This window comes from Sphingobacterium sp. MYb388 (assembly GCF_037479535.1).
Classification (GTDB): domain Bacteria; phylum Bacteroidota; class Bacteroidia; order Sphingobacteriales; family Sphingobacteriaceae; genus Sphingobacterium; species Sphingobacterium anhuiense.
This window is the reverse complement of sequence record NZ_JBBGYV010000004.1, coordinates 275,894-297,393: the sequence shown is the minus strand read 5'-3', so window position 1 is coordinate 297,393 and position 21,500 is coordinate 275,894. Positions and strand designations below refer to the sequence as shown.

The 21,500-nt window shown below is 36.8% G+C and carries 12 protein-coding genes; 11 read left to right on the top strand and 1 reads right to left on the bottom strand.

Translation table 11 applies throughout. The features are described from left to right. The first annotated feature begins 144 nt into the window (after positions 1 to 144). The 11 genes from WH188_RS15015 to WH188_RS14965 all read left to right on the top strand — a co-directional run bounded on the left by WH188_RS15015 (position 145) and on the right by WH188_RS14965 (position 18,683). Positions 145 to 3,201, top strand: coding sequence for a SusC/RagA family TonB-linked outer membrane protein (locus WH188_RS15015; protein ID WP_339424272.1), 3,057 nt, complete (start codon positions 145 to 147; stop codon positions 3,199 to 3,201). Between the two features lie 11 nt (positions 3,202 to 3,212). After that, positions 3,213 to 4,679, top strand: a complete 1,467-nt coding sequence (locus tag WH188_RS15010) for a RagB/SusD family nutrient uptake outer membrane protein (protein WP_315395357.1) — start codon at positions 3,213 to 3,215, stop codon at positions 4,677 to 4,679. Positions 4,680 to 4,711: 32 nt separating this feature from the next. Beyond that, a complete protein-coding gene (locus WH188_RS15005) occupies positions 4,712 to 6,304 on the top strand; it encodes an arylsulfatase (protein ID WP_031287920.1) in 1,593 nt (530 codons plus the stop codon). Positions 6,305 to 6,325: 21 nt separating this feature from the next. Continuing rightward, positions 6,326 to 7,951, top strand: coding sequence for an arylsulfatase (locus tag WH188_RS15000; protein WP_339424271.1), 1,626 nt, complete (start codon positions 6,326 to 6,328; stop codon positions 7,949 to 7,951). Between the two features lie 71 nt (positions 7,952 to 8,022). Then, positions 8,023 to 8,763: a thioredoxin domain-containing protein gene (locus tag WH188_RS14995; protein ID WP_339424270.1), complete on the top strand. Its 741-nt coding sequence runs from the start codon at positions 8,023 to 8,025 to the stop codon at positions 8,761 to 8,763. Positions 8,764 to 9,220: 457 nt separating this feature from the next. Further along, positions 9,221 to 9,823 carry an RNA polymerase sigma factor gene (locus WH188_RS14990; protein ID WP_315395369.1) on the top strand — a complete coding sequence of 201 codons (603 nt, stop codon included), beginning with the start codon at positions 9,221 to 9,223 and terminating at the stop codon, positions 9,821 to 9,823. A gap of 373 nt (positions 9,824 to 10,196) precedes the next feature. Beyond that, on the top strand, positions 10,197 to 11,252 hold the full coding sequence (locus WH188_RS14985) for a FecR family protein (RefSeq protein WP_339424269.1): 1,056 nt from the start codon (positions 10,197 to 10,199) through the stop codon (positions 11,250 to 11,252). A 73-nt stretch (positions 11,253 to 11,325) separates the two neighbouring features. Next, the gene (locus WH188_RS14980; protein WP_339424268.1) at positions 11,326 to 14,418 is read left to right on the top strand and encodes a SusC/RagA family TonB-linked outer membrane protein; all 3,093 of its coding nucleotides are present in this window, start codon (positions 11,326 to 11,328) and stop codon (positions 14,416 to 14,418) included. 11 nt (positions 14,419 to 14,429) lie between these two features. After that, positions 14,430 to 16,007: a RagB/SusD family nutrient uptake outer membrane protein gene (locus WH188_RS14975; RefSeq protein ID WP_183912977.1), complete on the top strand. Its 1,578-nt coding sequence runs from the start codon at positions 14,430 to 14,432 to the stop codon at positions 16,005 to 16,007. Positions 16,008 to 16,106: 99 nt separating this feature from the next. Then, positions 16,107 to 18,026: an alkaline phosphatase gene (locus WH188_RS14970; RefSeq protein ID WP_339424267.1), complete on the top strand. Its 1,920-nt coding sequence runs from the start codon at positions 16,107 to 16,109 to the stop codon at positions 18,024 to 18,026. Positions 18,027 to 18,536: 510 nt separating this feature from the next. Next, the gene (locus WH188_RS14965; RefSeq protein WP_021190220.1) at positions 18,537 to 18,683 is read left to right on the top strand and encodes a hypothetical protein; all 147 of its coding nucleotides are present in this window, start codon (positions 18,537 to 18,539) and stop codon (positions 18,681 to 18,683) included. A 198-nt stretch (positions 18,684 to 18,881) separates the two neighbouring features. On the opposite strand, the gene lon is transcribed toward WH188_RS14965, so the two are convergent. Next, on the bottom strand, positions 18,882 to 21,350 hold the full coding sequence (gene lon, locus WH188_RS14960) for an endopeptidase La (RefSeq protein WP_021190219.1): 2,469 nt from the start codon (positions 21,348 to 21,350) through the stop codon (positions 18,882 to 18,884). Positions 21,351 to 21,500 lie beyond the last annotated feature (150 nt).

Genomic DNA, 21,500 nt, shown 5'->3' with positions numbered 1-21,500 from the left:
TGCGAATGTGCATCTAATTTCAAAAAATCTTCTTTAAAAAAATAGGGGAAGCTTTAATGCTCCCCCAAGTTTGGATATAATGAACCACAAGTCTTCAATTGGCGTTGGCACTTGTAAGTATTCACTATTAAACACCGTAAAACTATGAAAAAATTAGGAGTACTTCGGTATTCTATACTTATTTTGTTCTTAATACACAGCCTGAATTCGCTGTATGCTCAAATAGAACCTAAACCGATAATAAATGCCTCCTTAGTTGGTACAGTTATCGATGCTTCCAGTAAAGAACCCATTGAAGGTGTCACTGTGCAATTGGAAGCAGTAACACATAGTGTAAAAACAGATGGAAATGGGCGGTTTCAATTTGTCACAGGTCAAAAACTCCCTTTTACGCTGATTGTATCTTTTGTCGGGTATGAAAAGAAAAAGATTGTTATCAATACATCACCTACTGTAATTGAATTAAGCCCTACTACGGAAGATCTTGATGAAGTCGTAGTGGTAGGCTATGGTACGCAGAAACGCCGCGATTTGACGGGATCAGTTGCTTCCTTAAATGAGTCTTTATTGAAACAGAATGTATCATCGCTAGATCAGACTTTGAAAGGTGGTATATCAGGGGTGCAGGTTACGCAAACTTCTGGGCAGCCGGGCGGTGGTGTCAGTATCCGTATTCGTGGAGGCGCATCTATTCAGGGGGGAAATGAACCCTTATATGTTATTGATGGTTTTCCCATATATAATCAAACAGAGAGTACTGGAGTAGGTAGTGGAACTCCTGTCAATCCCATGTCGAGCATCAATCCAAGTGATGTCGAAAGTATTGAAGTTTTAAAAGATGCTGCTGCAACAGCAATCTACGGTTCTCGTGGTGCTAACGGTGTAATATTGGTGACAACTAAGAAAGGTAAAGCAGGTCGTGTACAACTGAGCTATGATGGTAGTATAGGACAACAGCAGGTGTTAAAAAAAATAGATGTCCTAACAGCTCCAGATTTTGCTATTCTTCGCAATGAGGCCTTATATGATGCCTATCCCAATCTAGGAAAATTTCAGTACCTCACACAAGACAAAATCGATCAATTAGGTTCAGGAACAAATTGGCAAAAAGAAGCTTTCCAAAATGCACAGATAACGAATCATCAATTATCTTTATCAGGTGGAGCTGAACAGGTGCAATATTTTATTGGAGCCAATTATTTTGACCAAGATGGAGTAATTAAAAATACAGATTTTAAGCGTTTAGGTTTCCGTTCCAATATCAATGCTAATCCTTTTAAGCGCTTAAATGTTGGCGCTAATTTTTCAATTAACAGAACAACATCTCAAATTGCACCATCAGGAATTGTCAATGCATTATTGATAATGCCTCCAACCGCAACCATATATGATGCCGATGGATCTTACACATTAAGAAATCCGTTTGAAAACATTTTTGCAAATCCTATTGCAACATTAAAAGAAACCACCAATACATCAAACGCATTACGCATTTTGGGAACTTCATTTGCTCAATATGATATTATAGAAGGGCTTCAAGCGAAAGTGCTATTAGGTGTAGATTTAAACAATAGGATCGATAAATTTTATTTGCCTTCTTACATCTACGAGGGGGCAGGTAACAATGGAAAAGCAAATTTAGGTAATCTAGATTCATATTCATGGCTGAATGAAAATACGTTAAACTATACCACTTCTTTTCAAGATCATCATTTAAATGCTTTAGTTGGATTTACGCAACAGGAAGCGAAGAATGAGACCTTCAACGCGGGAGCTGAAAATTTCGTAACGGATGATCTTTTGTATAACAGTCTGCAAAGTGGATCAACCCTTGTCCGTCCAAATTCCGATGCTTATTCTTGGATACTGCATTCTTATCTGGCTCGTGTAAATTATAATTATGCCAATAAATATTATTTATCAGCCAGTATCAGGCGCGACGGTAGCTCTAGATTTGGAGCTGATAATAAATGGGGAAATTTTCCTTCATTAGCTTTTTCATGGAGAGCTAGCAACGAAAGCTTTTTTAAAGAAACGTTCAGTGCGGTCAATGATTTAAAAATCCGAGCTAGTTTTGGAACTACGGGCAACCAGGAGATCGGTCAGTATCAGTCGCTTTCGACATTATATAACTTAAATTATTTATTTGGCAATAAAATAGTAACCGGTTTTGCTTCGCAACGTATACCAAATAAAAATTTAGGTTGGGAAACGACCTATCAGTATGATGGAGGATTTGATATTGCGCTATTTAACAGTAAACTACAGTTTACCTTAGACTACTACTACAAAAAAACCACCGATTTATTACTTAATGTTGAAATTCCATGGACATCAGGTTATGCATCTTCTTTACAGAATTTTGGTTCAGTTTCCAACAAAGGATTTGAATTTGGCTTGAAAACCAGGAACCTAAATGGAAAATTTGTGTGGAATACAGATGTGAACTTTTCATTCAATCGAAATCAAGTATTAACCATCGGTACAGGAGCACAATCTTATATTTCTGGAAATTATATCATTAAAGTTGGTGAACCTCTCGGAACTTTTTATGGCACACAGATCGATGGAATTTTACAAAAAGGAGAGGAATCAACTAAAGGTTTATTTACTGGAAATGCCATACCAAAAGCTGGGGATCGTCTTTACAAAGATATCGACGGTGACGGTAAATTTACAACAGCAAATGACCGTGGCATCATTGGAAATGCACAACCAGATTTTATTTTTGGACTAACCAATACGCTTTCTTATCGCGGCTTTGATCTTACTTTTTTAATACAAGGAACAGTTGGCAATGAGTTACTTAATATCAATCGTCAAAACTTGGAAATGTTTACGGGACAACAAAATGCATCAACAGATGCTTTAGACAGATGGACTGAAACAAATACCAGTCAAAGCTATCCTAGAGCGAAATTAGATCCTGCTCCAATTTTTTCAGATCAGTTTGTTGAGAATGGTTCATTTGTCAGATTAAAGTCTTTTCAATTTGGCTATACCATTCCTAAACATGTATTAAATGCTACTCGAATATCCAATTTGAATGTATACCTATCTGGACAAAATTTACTTACCTGGAGTAAGTACAAAGGTTTTGATCCTGAAGTGACATCAGGTAGTAACGTACAGATAGGGACAGATTCTGGAATTTATCCAGCTTCACGCTCCCTCACAGTAGGTCTTTCTTTAACATTTTAATCCAGAGGCACATGAAAATTACAAATATATTATTCGCATCCACATTATTGATTGGAATCGTATCATGCTCAAAATTAGATGAGAAACCGGAAAGTCTACTGGTTTCTGAGCAATTTTATCTGAATGAAAATCAAGCTGTTTCTGCTGTTAACGGAACATATCGCAAACTATATGAAAGCGGACAGTCCATCTATAATAGTCTTTTTCAAATTGGAGTAGAAATGGCGACTGATGATTATGAAGCCGGACCAAGAGCGCGGAATGCACATGTACGTGCGATCAGTAACTTGACACACGATGCATCGAATGACCGTATGGAACAATTGTGGAAACAAAGTTACGACGCTATAAATGCTTCAAATCAAAATATTGAATACATCGCTTTGATATCACCTGAAAAGATTAATGACGCAATCCGTAAGCGTTTAATTAATGAAGCCAAGTTTTTAAGAGCACTGCATTATTTTAATTTAGTTCGTTGGTTTGGTCCCGTTCCTTTAGTTCTAAAACCTGTAACATCACTTAGCACGGAAGAGCTTTATGTGACCAAGGCTTCTGAAAAAGAAGTCTATAACCAAATTATTGCAGATCTTAAAGATGCAGAAAATCTACCCAATTATAAATCTTACGGTGACAACGATAAAGGAAGAGCTTCATCAGGAGCTGCCAAAAGTATACTGGCAAAGGTATATTTAACACAACAAGATTGGTCAAATGCAAAATTAAAAGCACAGGATGTAATTGATAAAGAGGGATATGATTTGTTTCCCGAATTTACGGATGTATTCAATATCGATAAGAAAAACGGTATTGAACATATTTTCTCTGCACAATTCAAAGGGAACAGCGGATATCAGGGAAATTCGCTTGCAAGTAGATCTGCACCTGCGGATATTCCGGGTATTAATGGTGACTATGCGGATGCTTGGCATGCTGAAGGTGGTTTATATGGTACTTTTTCTAAACAGGATAAACGTTTAAATATCACATTTACTACAGGGATGATTTCTCCGGTCGATGGTAAGTATTATGCACTTGCAAAACCTCAATTTAATAAATATTATGATGAGAGTGTAGTAGGCAACCAAAGTCAATCTTCTAAAAATTTACCTATTATTCGTTATGCTGAAGTATTGCTCATATTGGCAGAAGCTGAAAATGAACTCAATGGATCAAGTTCACTAGCACAGACTTTTCTAAATAAAGTTAGAGTCCGTGCAGCAACAGGTGATATCGAAAAAAATTTAAGTAAAGATGATTTTAGAGAAGCAGTATTTGAAGAGAGAAGGAAGGAGTTAACTTTTGAATATCAAAGGTGGTTTGACTTAGCGCGCAGAGGGGCAACCTATTATGTTGCAAAACTAAAGGCCGCAGGTAAAACAAATGCGGCTCCAAGACATATTCATTTTCCCACGCCTCAACGCGAACTGAATTTAAATCCAAATCTTAAACAGCATCCAGATTGGGTTAATAATTAAAATCAATTCACATTCATTAAAAATTTCACATAATGAAAAGAAACTATTATTTATTGACGCTCTTAATGACTTTAAGCAGCCTCGCTGGATGGTCCCAGGACAAACGTCCAAATGTGATCTTGATCTTGGTCGATGATCTCGGTTTTTCAGATATTGAACCATATGGTGCATCTGATATCCATACGCCAAATCTAACAGAATTGGCATCTCAAGGAACTCGTTTTCAAGAATTTTATAACAACTCGATCTGTGCTCCAACAAGAGCATCTTTATTGACAGGGCAATATGCCCATAAGGCAGGACTAGGTTATTTCAATGTAAACCTTGGACTTCCTGCATATCAAGGTTTCTTGAATAAAGAATCGCCAACGTTGGCAGAAGTCTTAAAAAAGGCAGGTTATTCCACTATTATATCAGGCAAATGGCATGTTGGGGACGATTACGATCAGTGGCCAGCACAACGAGGATTTGAACGGTCGTTCAATTTTGTAGGAGGTGCGTCTAATTTTTATGAAATCAGCGATTCTACTCAAGCGACAGTGCCTTTGTACAAGAATAATAAACCCTTCTATTTACCTAAAGATCGATATCTGACCGATGAAATTACCGATCAGGCAATTGGATTTTTGAAAGAGCAACATCAAGATAAAAAGCCATTCTTTCTATACCTAGCCTTTAATGCACCACACTGGCCTCTACAGGCACCAGAAGAAGAAACGCAAAAGTATCAGGAGACTTATACTATTGGTTGGGATAGTTTACGCACAAAACGATATGAAAACGCTATTAAACAAGGCGTATTCCCTGCGAAGCAGAAAATAAGTGCTAAAGATACATTAACGCAAGAATGGAATAAATTAACCTATGATGAGCAACAATACTGGAAAAGAAGACAACAAGTATTTGCAGGTATGATTGATCGTGTGGATCAAAGTATCGGTAAGATTCGTCAGACCCTAAAAGAGTTAAAAGTTGATGACAATACAATCATTATATTTTTGTCTGACAATGGTGCACAAGGTGGTGATCGAGTCCGTATTTATACAAGCAGAAACACGGGTACTGTTGGTTCTGCAGGATCTTATGATGTGCAAAATAGCAATTGGTCACAAACGGGAAATTCACCATTAAGAAGTTACAAGGATAACCCATACGAGGGCGGTATTGGCGCTCCTTTTATTGTTTGGTACCCTAAGGAAGTAAAAGCCAACACCATTAAAAGAGGAACTGGACATCTAATTGATATTGCTCCAACATTATATGATTATGCCCAAACAAAGTACCCAAATACGAATTATGGGACCGCTACCAATACACTTCCCGGAGTCAGCCTTAGAAAACTGTTAAATACTGATCTGGCACAGGTAGAGCGTAATCAAGCTTTATTTTGGGAACGTGCCGGCAATCGAGCTGTCCGTTTCGGAAAATGGAAACTGGTGTCTACCTATCGTAACGGGAATAATGTAGAGTTATATGACATCGATACAGATAGAGGAGAGAATCATAATGTCGCGTCTCAGAATCCTCAAGTTGTAAAACAGCTTGAAGAACTGTATCGAAAATGGGCAAAAGAAAACGACGTTGTCAATTATGACCGAATCAAAGGACAATCCTCATTTCGCTAACATTTAAAATCAAACATTACCATGAAAAAAATATTTTCCATATTATATTTAACTGCAAGCCTAACGACATTTGGTGTAGCACAGCAAAAAAAGCCTAACATCGTGCTAATCTTAGCCGATGATTTGGGTTATTCAGATCTTGGCGCATACGGAGGTGAGATTGAAACCCCCAACTTAGATCGGCTTGCATCAGAAGGATTGCGGTTACGCGAGTTCTATAATAATTCTATTTGTGCACCCACTCGTGCGTCTTTATTGACAGGGCAGTATCAGCATAAAGCTGGAGTAGGCTATTTTTCTAATGACCTCGGATTACCTGCTTATCAAGGATATATTAATCAAGAATCACTAACCCTTGCTGAAGTATTGAAGGAAAACGGTTATAACACCATCACATCCGGTAAATGGCATGTATCTGGCAAAGGGACAAGCCTTCCTTGGCAGCGTGGTTTTGATCTCGTATTTCCAAAGGATGAAAAGAGTTCTGATTCAGGTGCGCCGGGTTTTAAAGGTGAAACAGATGAACAAGGATATCCACTTCCTGAAAACTATGCTACCAATGTAATCAATCAACATGCTTTATCATTTTTGGATCAAGTAAAAGATGATAAAAAACCCTTTTTCCTCTATTTAGCTCATACAGCTCCACACTGGCCTTTAATAGCGCTACCTCAAGATATTGCAAAATATAAGGGGAAATACGATAAAGGCTGGGAAGCAATTCGTCAAGAAAGATTTAAACGTCAGAAGGAGTTAGGTTTAATTACACCTGATACCAAATTATCAATACGTGATGAAGATATTTACGATTGGGACCGACTATCTTTTGATCAACGTCAATTGTGGGCAAAGAAAATGGAAATATATGCCGCTATGGTCGACCGCTTAGATCAGAGTATTGGTCACCTTATCCAGAAATTGAAAGACAATAATCAACTGGATAATACACTCATTGTTTTTTTATCCGACAATGGAGCTCCAGCTGAAGATTTAGTGAAGTGGCATCATGGCGCAAGAATAAACTCAGGGCCTGTAGGCACTACAGGTTCGTATGAATCACAGAGTAAAAACTGGTCATACGCTTCCAACACACCTTATAAAGCATTTAAAGATTACACATATGAAGGTGGTATTAATACACCATTTATAGCTTGGTTTCCTAATCGAATAAAGGCAAATACCATTAAAAATGGGACGGGACATATTATTGATTTAGCACCAACATTCTACGCTTTAGCAGGAGCGACATATCCAAAAACATACAAGGGTTTAAAAACCAATGATTTAAAAGGTAAAAATCTGTTGCCTGTTATTTTTGATGATAAGAATAAAATTGACAGACCTGAAGGACTTTTCTGGGAACGTGCCGGTAATCGCGCGGCTCGAATAGGCAAATGGAAGTTGATCTCAACTTGGCCCTCTTATAAATGGGAATTGTATAATTTAGAAAACGACCCTACTGAAATAAAAGATGTTGCTAGCCAAAATCATGATGTGGTATCCCAATTATCTCAAGCATATTTCAAATGGGCTAAAATAAACGGTGTTGTTGATTTCGCCGAACTTGAGGATCGTGAACCGGTATCTATGAAAGAATTTAGAAAAAGTAAGACACAAGAAATAGCAGCACCCGCTTTCCGTTTTTAGTGAATTATCTTTTCTAAAAAATGAACTCGTAACAATTTAAGAAAATTCGACATTTATATCGTGTTTAACAAATGAAAAAACAGATTACATTAATCCTAATTTTATTGGTCATCACAGTGTTTGATGGCAAAGGACAAAACCAATCATCTCCGATAGAGAAGGAGAAGAGAGAACAAAAAGATTTTCGCGTAAAAGCGGCGTTATTTCATGAAAAAATAAGCCAACAGGATAAGCCTCAGATTTTAGATGCTCGCAGTGCTGAAGAATATGAACAGGCACATTTACCACAAGCTCGTCAGATCGATCCTGCCGTTAAAGGTTATGAACAGCAATTGGGTCGATTAATTAAAAGTCAACCAGTCTTTATCTATTCTATCCAAACCGGGCGATCTACAAAAATCGCTAATTTACTCGCAGAACGTGGATTTACAAAGATCTATGTTTTGGCACCTGGTATTTCAGCTTGGATCGGAGCAGGATATCCAGTAGAGGTAGCAACTGTAAATAAAAATAGAATTTTATTGGCTGATTTTAAAACAGCATTGAAATCTCAGGAATATGTTCTCGTTGACTTCGGATCAAACTATTGCCCGCCTTGTAAAAAAGTAATACCAATATTAGATTCAATCAACAGCAAGGCGGAAAATAATATCAAAACAATTTTAGTAGAAATAGATGCAAATCCTGAAATAATTAAAGATTTTAAAATAACTTCCATACCAACATTAATTCTTTATAAGAATGGTGAACCTATATGGAAAAAAACAGGTATTCCCTCCGTTGCAGAAATTGTAGCTGCAAGTGTCAAGTAGTGGTCTTGACCTGCTATAAGCGTTATGATTTTAAAAGCTAATCTGTATTGTACAGATTAGCTATTTTTGTATCCTAGTTCTGTCTTGTTTTTCCAAAATCAGGTTTTAGTGACTTAAATTCCCATGTATTCATAGTATATGTAAATTTCCCTTTCTCCATCTGCCTTACACCTATTGCAATTCGATTCTCCCAGATATTGATGAAATATAATTTCAGAATGATAGCATTACCCTTGTTCAAGTCATCCATTTAACTGCATAAATCTTATTTTGTAATGTAGATCATTTTTGTATATTTACGATAAGTAACCAATTATTTAATTACCAGAAACAACCCATATTCTTAACAATTTGATAACCTCCTAAAAGGATTAAGCTGTTTGTTTTTTAAATAAATTTGCCCGTGGTTTTCAAACCACAAAACCACAAATGTAGAAGATAAAACATATCAATTAACATGAATAAAACGGTAACAGAAATTGAAGAAATCGTAGCAATGTCGAGGGGAGACGTAAAGGCTTTCAATGCATTGTATGTGCGGTATCATAAACCTGTACATGCAAATATTCTAAAATTAATCGATAATCGTGAATTAGCGACCGAAGTGTTGCAAGATGTTTTTTTATCGCTTTGGCAGAATCGATTTAAGATACAGGTTGATCGTCCTGTTGGAGGCTGGTTATTTGTTGTCAGTTATAATAAATCGCTTAATGTTTTACGCAGTAAGTTGAAAGAATCAGTTGCGTATATTGCCAATTATCCCGAAGAAATTTATGCAGAGGAAGATAGCAGTATTCAAGAAGAAATTTTCAATAAGCAAATGGAAATATTGGAAGAAGCCGTTGCCGTATTACCAAAAAGAAAACGGGAAGTATTTAAATTGTGTCGTTATGAGGGGCGCACAAAAGAAGATGTAGCTGATCTTTTAGGACTTAGCCCACAATCGGTAGCAGATTATCTCAAACAATCGAACAAAGCCATTAGAGAATATGTCGCTAAGCAATACCCTGCATATGCAGAAAGATCATTACTCATCGTCTTTCTTCTCGCGAATCTTTAATTTTTTTTATCCACTCCTTATTGCCTTATCTCCGGAACATTCCGATCTGAATCATAGTAAACCGCTTCATAAGAACTTTACAAAAGGCTTTTTTACAAAAAAAAATAATCCTTTGTACCTCCGTAAAATTCGAATTATTATTTCTTTTTAAATACGTTGGGTGATTCATCTCTCCCAAAGATTATTTGTCTTTTTTTGATAAGTATAAAAGCAAGAGTATTGCGTTTACATTAAGGCTCAAATATAATCTTTCTCATACGTGATCATGTCTTTAGTATTAAGCGATGTATCCACATGTTTAATTAATGTTTTATTAATAATTTCTTAACAACAAAAGCATCCCCTTTGGAAATTTCCTGTGTATTTACTATTGATGAAGCAACAGATTCTTAATTTAATTACTCGTTTTTGGGAAGGAAAACTTTCTAAAAATGATCAGCATAAACTATTGTCCGACTTAGAAGATTCCAAACACCCTCTAATGGAGGAACTTCGGAATGATTTTGCAACAGTACATGAAAACGAAAAATGGGCAACAGAAGAAGAGTATCAACAGATGTTATTCGGTATTCATGAAAAAATGGGAGTGATCAAAGCATTACCTAATCGACGTCGTTTAAAAATAGGCTGGTCTATTGCCGCTTCCATTTTATTGGCTATGGGAATATTTGGGTATCACTTTGTCCAAACAAATTTGCCTGTTCCCAGTACAACAGTACAAATACCAGAACCACTCATATATGAACTTGCCAACAGCAGTACAGATACGCTTACCTATAAAATGAAAGATGGATCTCGGATTATTTTATCCCCTAATAGTAATATTTATTATACAAAAGAATATGGAAACATCGATAGAAAACTGACACTAATTGGAGAAGCGAGATTTAATGTTGCCCATGATGCGCAACGACCATTTATTGTATCCGCCAACGGTTATACAACAACGGCACTTGGTACTGAATTTACAGTCGATAGTTATACTAAAAGTAAATTATCGGTTAGGTTAATATCTGGAAAAATAGTTGTGAAATCAACGAATCGCAGTCCATTTGAAATGAAAGATCAGGTGCTCAAGCCTGGACAACAGTTATTGATTGATGATCATTTTAAAACAGCTTTATTAGTTGATCGACAAGAAAAAGCGAACAATCTAAAATTAGCGGACAACGTGAAATCAGACGAACATAAACAAGAGGGTGGCCTGCAGTTTGATCAGACGCCACTTCCACAGGTGTTTTCTAAGATTGAAAAACTAAAGGGTGTAATCATTAATCTAGAAGAGGTATCTCTTGAAGGACTATCCTTTACTGGGAAATTTGAAGAACATTATCCACTGGATGTTATGCTATCCATTATTTGTCAGATGAATGAACTTACCTATACCCATAGCAATAACAGTATAATCATTAAAAATAAAAAGCAATAAAAGAAGTAAATAATACCGTTTAAATTTTAGTTCATGCGGTACAAACCACCTACAAATTAAAAGACTAAATGAAATGAAAAGAAACCCGATGAAGTTAAGAGCATTATTGACAATGCTATCGATCTCCGTTGCTCTGCAATCTTATGCCCAGTCCAATGGGCAAATAAGAGGTACCATTATGGATAATAATGGTGTTGTCAAAACAGGAGCGACGGTTGTACTTTTAGATACGAAAGGACAAGTTGTCACGAGTATATCGACAGATCAAAAAGGTGTATTTGTATTTAAAGAATTAAATGAAGATGCGAAGTATAAGATAAAGGTTTCCATGATTGGGTACGAATCTTACCTTGAAGAGCTTAAAGGTATAAAGAGTGGTGATAGTAACTCAATTTTGATTACATTGAAAGAGCAACTTTCAGCTCTTGATGAGGTGGTTGTCATTGGTTACGGTCAGCAAAAAAGGGGAGATTTAACAACTGCTGTAAGCTCTTTACCTAATGTCGCAGAAAATGTTGCTCGTCCATTAACTAACGTGGCAGATCTGATGCAAGGAAACGTTGCAGGAGTAACGGTGATGTCAGCAGGTGGCGATCCTTCGGCAATGCCCAAAGTGATGATTAGAGGAATGGGGACTCTAAACGCCGAATCGCCACTTTATGTAGTCGATGGAGCACCCTATTATGGCGGACCTATCAATCCAAATGATATTGAAAGCATGGATATCTTGAAAGATGCAGCTTCTGCAGCTATCTATGGAGCTCAGGCATCATCTGGAGTTATCGTGATCACAACTAAAAGCGGTAAAGCTGGAGCGCCCAAACTAAGTGTCGATCTGTATCGAGGTTGGCAAAATGCGAGTAATCTACCGACTGCTTTGAACGCGACACAATACGCCCAAGCCTATAATGATGCAGCGAAAAGAGATGGAGTGAATCCTGCCGATGGTCATAATGCGACATTAAATCCTTGGGGACAGGAAACCCGTACCAATTGGATGAATGAAATCTTCAGAACGGGGAATATTTTAAATGCAAATGCGCAGGTGTCTGGTGGATCAGAACGATCCAGGTATAATTCTTCATTTGGTTATCACGATAAGGAAGGTTTATTGCTGAATACAGGTTACAAACGTTTTGCTTATCGTTTGAAATCCGAATTTGATTTTTTTGATCGATTGACATTAGGACAAAATTTTTATGTCAACCATACTACCGCTCGAGGTACAAATACATCTAGCAGTTATAGCGGATCGATCATCAATGCAATTTATATGAATCCTGCAGCACCTGTATATGATGAGAAAGGATTATTTCACGGTACTGTTCCCTTTAATTTATCGCAATTTTCATCTGCATATGGTGATACTTATAATCCAGTAGCTTTACTTCTACGTCCAACAGTTAACAATCCGACACTTAACCTCAATGGTAATGTTTTTGCCAAAGTGGATTTATGGCATGGTCTAACCTTCAAATCTAATTTTGTTTTGGATATAAATCGGTATTCTTTAAAAAGATTTGATCCCAAAATACCAGAAATTGGAAGATCAAATGGCAACAATTATTTGACGCAAGAAGAAGCTCGTACAGATCGTTGGATTTGGGATCAGCAATTGAATTATACGAAACGTTTTGGTGATCACCAGATTGACGCTGTAGCAGTATACTCTGCTCAGAAAACAAAGTATGAACAATACTACATTCAGGGAATGGGATTTGAACGGGAAGACGATTGGTATCAATATATCGAGAATGCACAATCTATACCAGGAATTCCAACAAGTGATGTCTGGGAAGATGCACTAACATCTGCTATTGCTCGTGTTAATTACAATTATGCAGGACGGTATTATTTAGGAGCAAGTATCCGGCAGGATCGCAGTTCACGCTTACCAATAAATAATCGATCGGATGTATTTACATCAATTTCGGGAGCCTGGAAAATTTCTTCAGAATCATTTTTTAAAAGTGACTTTATTAATGATTTAAAAATACGCGCTTCTTGGGGTCAGATCGGGAACATTCAAACTGTTGATAAATACGCATATAACTTACCTTTGAATAGCGGTACTGTCACACCTTTAGGGTCGGAAGGTATTTTGGTACGCCATTTTGCAATGATCAAACAAGGTAATCCTAATCTCATCTGGGAGACTTCCGAATCATGGGATATCGGTCTGGATATGACTTTATTTCATCAGTTAAGTTTTACAGCAGATTATTATCGGAAAAAGACCATCGGAATGATCAATGAAATTCTTCCAGATCCACACTCAGGTATGCAGAGAGGCCCTACAATTAATACAGGTGACGTGATGAACAAGGGATTTGAATTTAGCGGAAAATATAATCATCAATTTGGAGATTGGAGACTTGGTTTAAATGCTAATATTGCCTTCAATCGTAATGAGGTATTACATCTGAATGGAGTTAATAGCGAATTTATTGAAAATCCAGGAGAAGTTAGGGGTATATTGTCTCCATATCGGTCCACGCCAGGACAAGCCTTATATTCTTACTATTTGATTCCGAATACCGGAATATTTAATTCCGAAGCAGAAGTACAGGCGCATAGCCTAAATGGTAAGCTTATTCAACCCTTTGCACGTCCTGGTGATTTAAAATTCGAAGATACAAATGGTGACGGTAAAATCAGTTTTGATGATCGTGTATATATGGGTAGTGCGATTCCTAAGTTCACCTATGGTTTTGCCCTTAATTTAGATTATAAAAACTTTGATCTAAATGTATTAACCTATGGAATTTCAGGAGCAAAAATTTTTAACGGATATAAATTCACAGCCTATAACGCGGGCTTACAGGGTTATAATCTGGATAATCGTGTCCTAAATGCCTGGACGCCGGATAATCTAAATAGTAATATTCCAGCACTTTCTTCTAAAGATCCAAATGCTAATTACGGAACGATATCAGATTGGTACCTTGAAAGTGGCGATTATTTTCGTATAAAAAACATTACTGTTGGCTATAACTTACCTAAGTTTTTGAATAAACTGCAATCTAGGATTTATTTTTCTGCGGAAAACCCGTTCACCTTTACTTCTTATTCTGGTATAGATCCAGAGGTCGGCAGTATTGGATTAGATGTAGCAAATTATCCTTTAGCCAAGACATACACGATAGGATTAAATGTTAATTTTTAAGAATGAAAATCATGAAAACACCATCCATAAAAAAATACAAATACATTACAATAGCATTACTAGGATTGAGCATAGGTATACAGGGCTGTAGTAAGAGTTTTACTGATCTGACTCCAAAAGGATCAATTACCAATGAAAACTTCTGGAAGACAGAAGCAGATGCGATATTTGCCAGTAATGGTCTTTATGAACATTTCAATGACGATAATATGTTCGGAAGAGGTTTGTTTTGGTTTATCAACGCATCGGACGATATGGTCACTGGACGTACAGATGCAGGATCAGCAGCAGTGCGTAATTTTACTGCTACAGGTGCTGAAAGCCGCATTAATAGTATGTACAAGAAATTTTATCAGATCATACAACGTGCAAATACCATTATCACTAAAGTGCCAGCTATGAGTATTAGCGATAACGTAAAAAAGCATGTGTTAGGACAAGCGTATTTCATGCGAGGTTATGCCTATTTTTATTTGTCACAATATTATGGAGATCAACGTGCCGGTGTTCCGATCGTTACAGATGCAAATATGAATGAAATTAAATTTGTACGACCGACGCATGTAAAAGAGAATTTAGCGCAGATTGAAGGGGATCTTTTAAAGGCAGCAGAGCTATTGCCACTTGTCAACACATATGGAGCAGGTGATTTAGGAAGAGCGCATAAGGACGCTGCTTATGCCTATTTAGCCAAAACAAATTTGCAATGGGCACGATATGACGAGAGTAAATGGACGCAAGTTGTTAAGTACTGCGATATGGTGACCAACTCAGGATCAGGTCGTAAATTAATTAATACAGGAAAACCAGAAACAGATTTTGCAAGCGTCTTTTACATCGAAAACAATTTTTCATCTGAATATATCTTTTCTGTAGTTTCTAATAAAATTCAGGGTTCCATATTGCCGGCTGTATTATTTGAAAATACAGGTTATGGACTTTATAATGGTTGGGGATATTTTCACCCCACTTTAGAATTGTATAACGCTTTCGAATCAGGTGACAATCGTAAAAAGGCAACCATACTTGAATTTAACGATACATTTACGTTATTCGGATTGGATCGGAAATATTATTCGTCTAATTCTCAAACTGGTTTTCAGTTCAAAAAGTATATGCAACCTTTCCGTTTTCCAAAGGATCAACATTTAAATCCAAGTGGAGATTATCCGACTTCTGATCTAAATATTCCTTTAATCCGTTATGCAGATATTCTTTTGATGAAAGCCGAAGCGCAGATTAAACAAGGGAAATCTGGAGATGTGGAGATTAATTTGGTACGTAACCGCGCAGGGCTCCCTGCAATAAGTGGCGCAACAATGGTTAATTTAAAAAGAGAGCGTCGTTCAGAGTTTGCTGCAGAATATACCGATAGGCATAGTGACTTGGTTCGTTGGGGTGATGCCCAAGCGGCCTACGCACGACCAGCAACCGGAAGGCAACATATTGCTAAAACTGATCCAACTTCTAGCTACACCATAGTACAAGTTTGGCCTGCCCGAACTTTTAATCCTGCTATTCATCATGTATGGCCAATTCCGCCATCAGATTTGAGTAATTCTGGGATCAGTCAAAATGAGGGATGGTAAAATTATCCTACAAATAACTTAAATCACAAAGACGGCAGGCTAGAAAGATGCGAAAGAGCGATCAGGTCTGTCGTTTTTTGTCCAATAGAAAGAATGAAAATGAAATTTGCTAAGTTATTATTAATACTGCCATTAGTTGGGATAATGGTCAGACTTGATGCGCAGGAAACACCTACAGCTGTTAATCGTTTTGATAAACTCATGTATAGTACGCATCAACAGCACCATGCACTTCGGGTCCGTGGTCATAGTCATAATGATTATGAACAGGATATTCCCATGTTACGTGCTTATTATGCGGGAATGGAATCCATTGAAGCAGACCTATTCCTACGAGATGATACCTTATATGTTGCGCATGAGGCTAAAGATATCAAAGCAGGACGAACCTTGGAAAATCTATATATAAAGCCTTTGGCAAACTTATTTAAACAAAATAAGCAACATCCCTTTGCTGACAGCAGTAAAAACTTACAGCTGGTTTTAGATCTGAAAGAAGATTTTCAGATTATGATGCCAAAATTAGTAAACCTGTTAGCACCTTATCGTTACCTAGTAGATCCCAAACAAAATAAATATGCTATTCAAATTGTCATCAGTGGCAATATGCCGTCACCTGCTCTCTTTAAAAACTATCCAGACTACATATCCTTTGACGGTAGATTTGAAAACACATACACCAGCCAGCAACTGCAACGGGTAGCTATGATGAGCGATAATTTACGAACCTATACACAATGGAACGGGAAGGGGGTGCCAACGAAGCAAGAGCAAATGAAAATTGAACAGCAAGGAGCAAAGGCACGAAAATGGGGTAAACCATTTCGTCTCTGGGGTGCACCTGAGAGTGTCAATACGTGGATAGTATTAGAAAAAATGGGCGTTACCTGGTTAAATACAGATCATCCTGATGTGCTAAAAGCTTATTTAAATGATTTGGAGAGTTCACGTTTTACGGGAAATAAACCATACGCTGTGTATCAACCTAATTTTGCAAAAGATGGGAGTAAGGGTACAGTCAGAAATGTGATTCTGTTAATAGGAGACGGTATGGGATTAGGTCATATTCAAGCTGCTATGGTTGCCAACCGTGGTCAGTTGCATATGGCTCAGATGAAACATGTAGGGTTCTCTTTAACAGCATCAGCCAGTCCAGGTAATACAGATTCAGGAGCTGGGGGATCAGCAATTGCTACCGGGCATAAATCATATAACGGTTCGATAAGCGTAGACACATCTGGCAATAGGTTACTGCGATTACCTGAACTATTAGCAAGAGTTGGAAAGGTAAGCGGAATACTATCCACAGGGGATGCCTCGGATGCGACTCCCGCAGCATTTTATGCGTCAAATATAGACCGAAATGCATCCATTGCAATTACAGAAGCGCTCATCGAAAATAAGGATGTTAAAATATTGGCAGGTGAACTACCTGGACCTTATCGGGAGAAAGAAAGAAAAGATGAATTGGAAAAAAAATTAAATCAAGCCGGATATCAAGTTGTTGATAACCTAACCGAATTAAAAAACGCCAAATCAGAGAAAACAGTAGCTTATTTTAATGAACAAGATATGGTAGCTGTCAAAGATGGTAGAGGTACTATTTTAAAAGAATTGCTCGCAACGAGCATCAGTAAACTTCATGGAATGGGAAGTGGATTCTTTATTATGGCCGAGGGGGCTCAGATTGACTATGGTGGCCATGCGCGAGATTTAAACTATGTGGTAACAGAAGCTTTGGATTTTGATCAGGCAGTCGGCGAAGCACTTCGTTATGCTGATCAGAATGGTGAGACACTTGTGGTGGTAACAGCAGACCATGAAACCGGCGCATTATCTTTATTAGATGCTGATGTAAAAACAGGCAGTATACAAGCCAGCTTTGCGTCTAATGATCACAGTTCGATGATGGTGCCTGTAATGGCATATGGCCCCTGGGCTCAAAACTTTTTGGGGTATTATCAGAATACCGAACTTTTCAAAAAAATTGCTCAAGTCTTAGGCGCAATACAGCAGTAGTTGAATTATCAAAAATAAGCTTGTATATAATAAACTGGGCATTTCATTCTTATTAAATGCCCGGTTTATTATATAACAAAATCTGATACTAGTGTAAATTTTTTAAAAATTATCTCTTCATTATGATACCTTCACCATAAGCGTATATTCTTGAGCATTTATCTACATCTTCTGATGATTGTAGAAATAAGATTCCCCCTAAAGAATACAATTTTGCACATCCACCTTCATGTATAGTTGCTGTAAATTATTAAAAATCATAGTATATAATAGCTGTTTTTAGTTGTCAATTAAACTTTTGGGTATTAAAGAAGTCAAAACTAATATTTAACAGCACTTATTCTAGCCTTGAAAATAAGTGGTATTATTTCGAGTATTTACAATTTGTAAGTGTTAAGTGTAATCCTTACAAAAGAACAGCAGGAACACACATAATTATTAATAAACAGTATTAAAGATAGTTTGGCTCGATATTTGAATGATATGAAGTAATCAAAACAATATATATATATGATAAAAAGAGAAAGAACAAGAAAATCAAAAATTGAACAAAACCCATACATGTATTACATGACTAACTGGGGTTTTATGGAAACGGAAATCAAAGAAGATCGTCCCGTAGCATTGAAAAAAGAAAATGACAAGCTTGAGAAATAATTCTCAACGCTTTTAAAATCACAAATTAGACACTTGCTTTTCCTAACGGAAAGCATTTTGTGTTTATAGACCTTTCCAATCTTTTATTTAATTATTTCAGGTATGTCGACGTCTAGTCAGAGTTGCTCATGTGTCTATATGTAAAAGCCGCTATAAAAATTTATTTATAGCGGCTTTTAATTTTTAGAAAAATTTTGACTATTTCTTTGGCTCTAATCCTTTAGTCAGATCTTTTGCGTGCTTGACTTTTTTATCCAATAATCCGAGCGCAATGACATCAGCCATTTCCGTCACATAGTGAAACTTCATATCTTTGATATAACTCTCTTTGATCTCTTCAATATCTTTTTGATTAGATTTACATAAAATAATCTCTTTGATATTCGCTCGTTTAGCTGCCAAAATCTTCTCCTTAATACCGCCAACAGGAAGAACTTTTCCACGTAAAGTAATCTCACCTGTCATTGCTAAGTTTTCTTTAACCTTACGCTGTGTAAATAGGGAAGTTAATGCCGTCAACATGGTTACACCTGCCGAAGGCCCGTCTTTCGGTGTAGCTCCTGCTGGAACGTGAATATGTACATCCCAATGATCGAAAACGCGGTAATCAATATCAAATTCTTCAGCATGCGAACGTAGATAAGCCATTGCAATGGAAGCTGATTCCTTCATCACGTCGCCCAAGTTACCTGTTAAGCTCATTTTTCCTTTACCTGGGCTCAAACTTGACTCTATAAACAATATATCGCCACCGACAGAAGTCCAGGCTAACCCTGTCACAACACCAGCAACTTCATTATTTTCATAACTATCTTTATCAAAAATAGGAGCACCTAAAATCTCTACAAGATCCTTATCATTAATATTGACGTTGTATTCTTTTTCCATAACAATGCGAGTTGCAATACCACGGACAGTAGAACCTATTTTTTTCTCTAAACCACGTACACCAGATTCGCGCGTATATTCTTCAATTATTTTCTCAATAATTTTAGATTTCAACGAAATATCCTTTGCTGTTAATCCATGTGCTTCACGCTGTTTCGGAATAAGGTGTTTCTTGGCAATTTCAATTTTTTCTTCGATCGTATAACCATTAACTTCAATAATCTCCATACGATCCAAGAGAGCTGGTTGTATATTATTTAAGGAGTTAGCTGTAGCGATAAACATGACCTTAGATAAATCGTACTCCATCTCAACATAATGATCATAGAAACTCGTATTTTGCTCCGGATCTAAAACTTCTAATAGGGCAGAAGATGGATCTCCTTTAAAGTCAGCACTCATCTTATCAATTTCATCCAATACAAATACAGGGTTCGCTGCACCTGCTTTTTTCAAAGATTGAATGATACGACCTGGCATTGCACCAATATACGTCTTTCGGTGACCCCTGATTTCTGCTTCATCACGCACACCACCTAAGGCCATTCTAGTATACTTACGGCCTAATGCTTTTGCAATAGATTTCCCTAATGATGTTTTACCGACTCCCGGAGGGCCTACTAAACATAAAATAGGAGCCTTCATATTGTTTTTCAATTTCAATACGGCCAAATACTCAATAATACGCTGCTTAACTTTATCCAACCCATAATGGTCTTTATCCAGTACTTTTTGTGCTCTATTCAGGTCAAAATTATCTTTTGTAAACTCATTCCAAGGAAGGTCAAGTAATAATTCTAAATAATTGATCTGAACAGAATAATCTGCAGCAGCAGGATTGATCCGTGCTAATTTTTCAATTTCTTTATCGAAATGCTTAGCAACAACTTCATTCCATTTTTTCTTTGATGCTCTTTTTTTCAATTCGATAATCTCTAAATCGGGAGTGTTTCCGCCCAATTCTTCTTGAATCGTCTTTAACTGTTGATTTAAGAAATAATCGCGTTGTTGTTTATCTAAATCTATTCTTACTTTATTTTGAATCTGGTTTTTAAGTTCTAAAATTTGAATTTCAGAAGTTAATAACTCTAATAATAGGCGAGCTTTCTCATCAGCATTTAATAATTCCAATAACTGTTGTTTCTGAATTAAATCAACATTGATATTAGAAGAAATAAAGTTAATAAGGAAAGTCGGACTCTCGATATTCTTAATGGCAATACCTGCCTCGCTTGGTAAGTTCGGCGATAGTTGAATAATTTGAAGAGCCATCTCTTTTAAAGTCGCTATTAAGGCTTTAAATTCCTTAGTCGACTTCGGTTTCTCTTCCTTATATTTCTCAACGTTAGCTTTTAGATAAGGTTCGGTCTGAACAGCTTCAAGCAATTTAAAACGTTGCTTACCTTGTAAAATCACCGTTGTATTACCATCAGGCATCTGTAAAACTTTGATGATATGTGCTACAGTTCCGACTTGATAAAGCTCATCAATAGTAGGATCTTCCATAGACATATCCTTTTGAGCTACAACACCTATTGTTTTATCTCCTTGGTAAGCGTCTTTAACTAATTTGATGGATTTATCCCGACCCACAGTAATTGGAATAACTACTCCAGGAAATAAAACTGTATTGCGTAAAGACAAAATCGATAGTGACTCCGGAATCTCTGCATTGCGCATGTCATCTTCATCTTGTTGACTTAATAATGGAAAGAATTCGGTATCTTCAGATATAATGGGAATCGCCTGATTGAAATCAAATGTTTCGAATTTGCTCATATTATGTTAAGGTATATTAATATTTTTATGTCAGTTTATGACAACATGTCGTAATTCTGATAAAAAGTTATTTTAAATTTGTGAATGTAGGGTATTGCAAGTAAGATGCCAACCTAGTATTTGAAAACGAATGATCCATTAATGCAGTGC

What these genes read in the sequence shown, in the direction of transcription:
- WH188_RS14980 (WP_339424268.1), top strand. Translation starts at nt 11,326, where the DNA reads ATGAAAAGAAACCCGATGAAGTTAAGAGCATTATTGACAATGCTATCG.
- WH188_RS14995 (WP_339424270.1), top strand. Translation starts at nt 8,023, where the DNA reads ATGAAAAAACAGATTACATTAATCCTAATTTTATTGGTCATCACAGTG.
- WH188_RS15015 (WP_339424272.1), top strand. Translation starts at nt 145, where the DNA reads ATGAAAAAATTAGGAGTACTTCGGTATTCTATACTTATTTTGTTCTTA.
- WH188_RS14985 (WP_339424269.1), top strand. Translation starts at nt 10,197, where the DNA reads ATGAAGCAACAGATTCTTAATTTAATTACTCGTTTTTGGGAAGGAAAA.
- WH188_RS15010 (WP_315395357.1), top strand. Translation starts at nt 3,213, where the DNA reads ATGAAAATTACAAATATATTATTCGCATCCACATTATTGATTGGAATC.
- lon (WP_021190219.1), bottom strand. Translation starts at nt 21,350, where the DNA reads ATGAGCAAATTCGAAACATTTGATTTCAATCAGGCGATTCCCATTATA.
- WH188_RS14990 (WP_315395369.1), top strand. Translation starts at nt 9,221, where the DNA reads ATGAATAAAACGGTAACAGAAATTGAAGAAATCGTAGCAATGTCGAGG.
- WH188_RS14970 (WP_339424267.1), top strand. Translation starts at nt 16,107, where the DNA reads ATGAAATTTGCTAAGTTATTATTAATACTGCCATTAGTTGGGATAATG.
- WH188_RS15000 (WP_339424271.1), top strand. Translation starts at nt 6,326, where the DNA reads ATGAAAAAAATATTTTCCATATTATATTTAACTGCAAGCCTAACGACA.
- WH188_RS15005 (WP_031287920.1), top strand. Translation starts at nt 4,712, where the DNA reads ATGAAAAGAAACTATTATTTATTGACGCTCTTAATGACTTTAAGCAGC.
- WH188_RS14975 (WP_183912977.1), top strand. Translation starts at nt 14,430, where the DNA reads ATGAAAACACCATCCATAAAAAAATACAAATACATTACAATAGCATTA.
- WH188_RS14965 (WP_021190220.1), top strand. Translation starts at nt 18,537, where the DNA reads ATGATAAAAAGAGAAAGAACAAGAAAATCAAAAATTGAACAAAACCCA.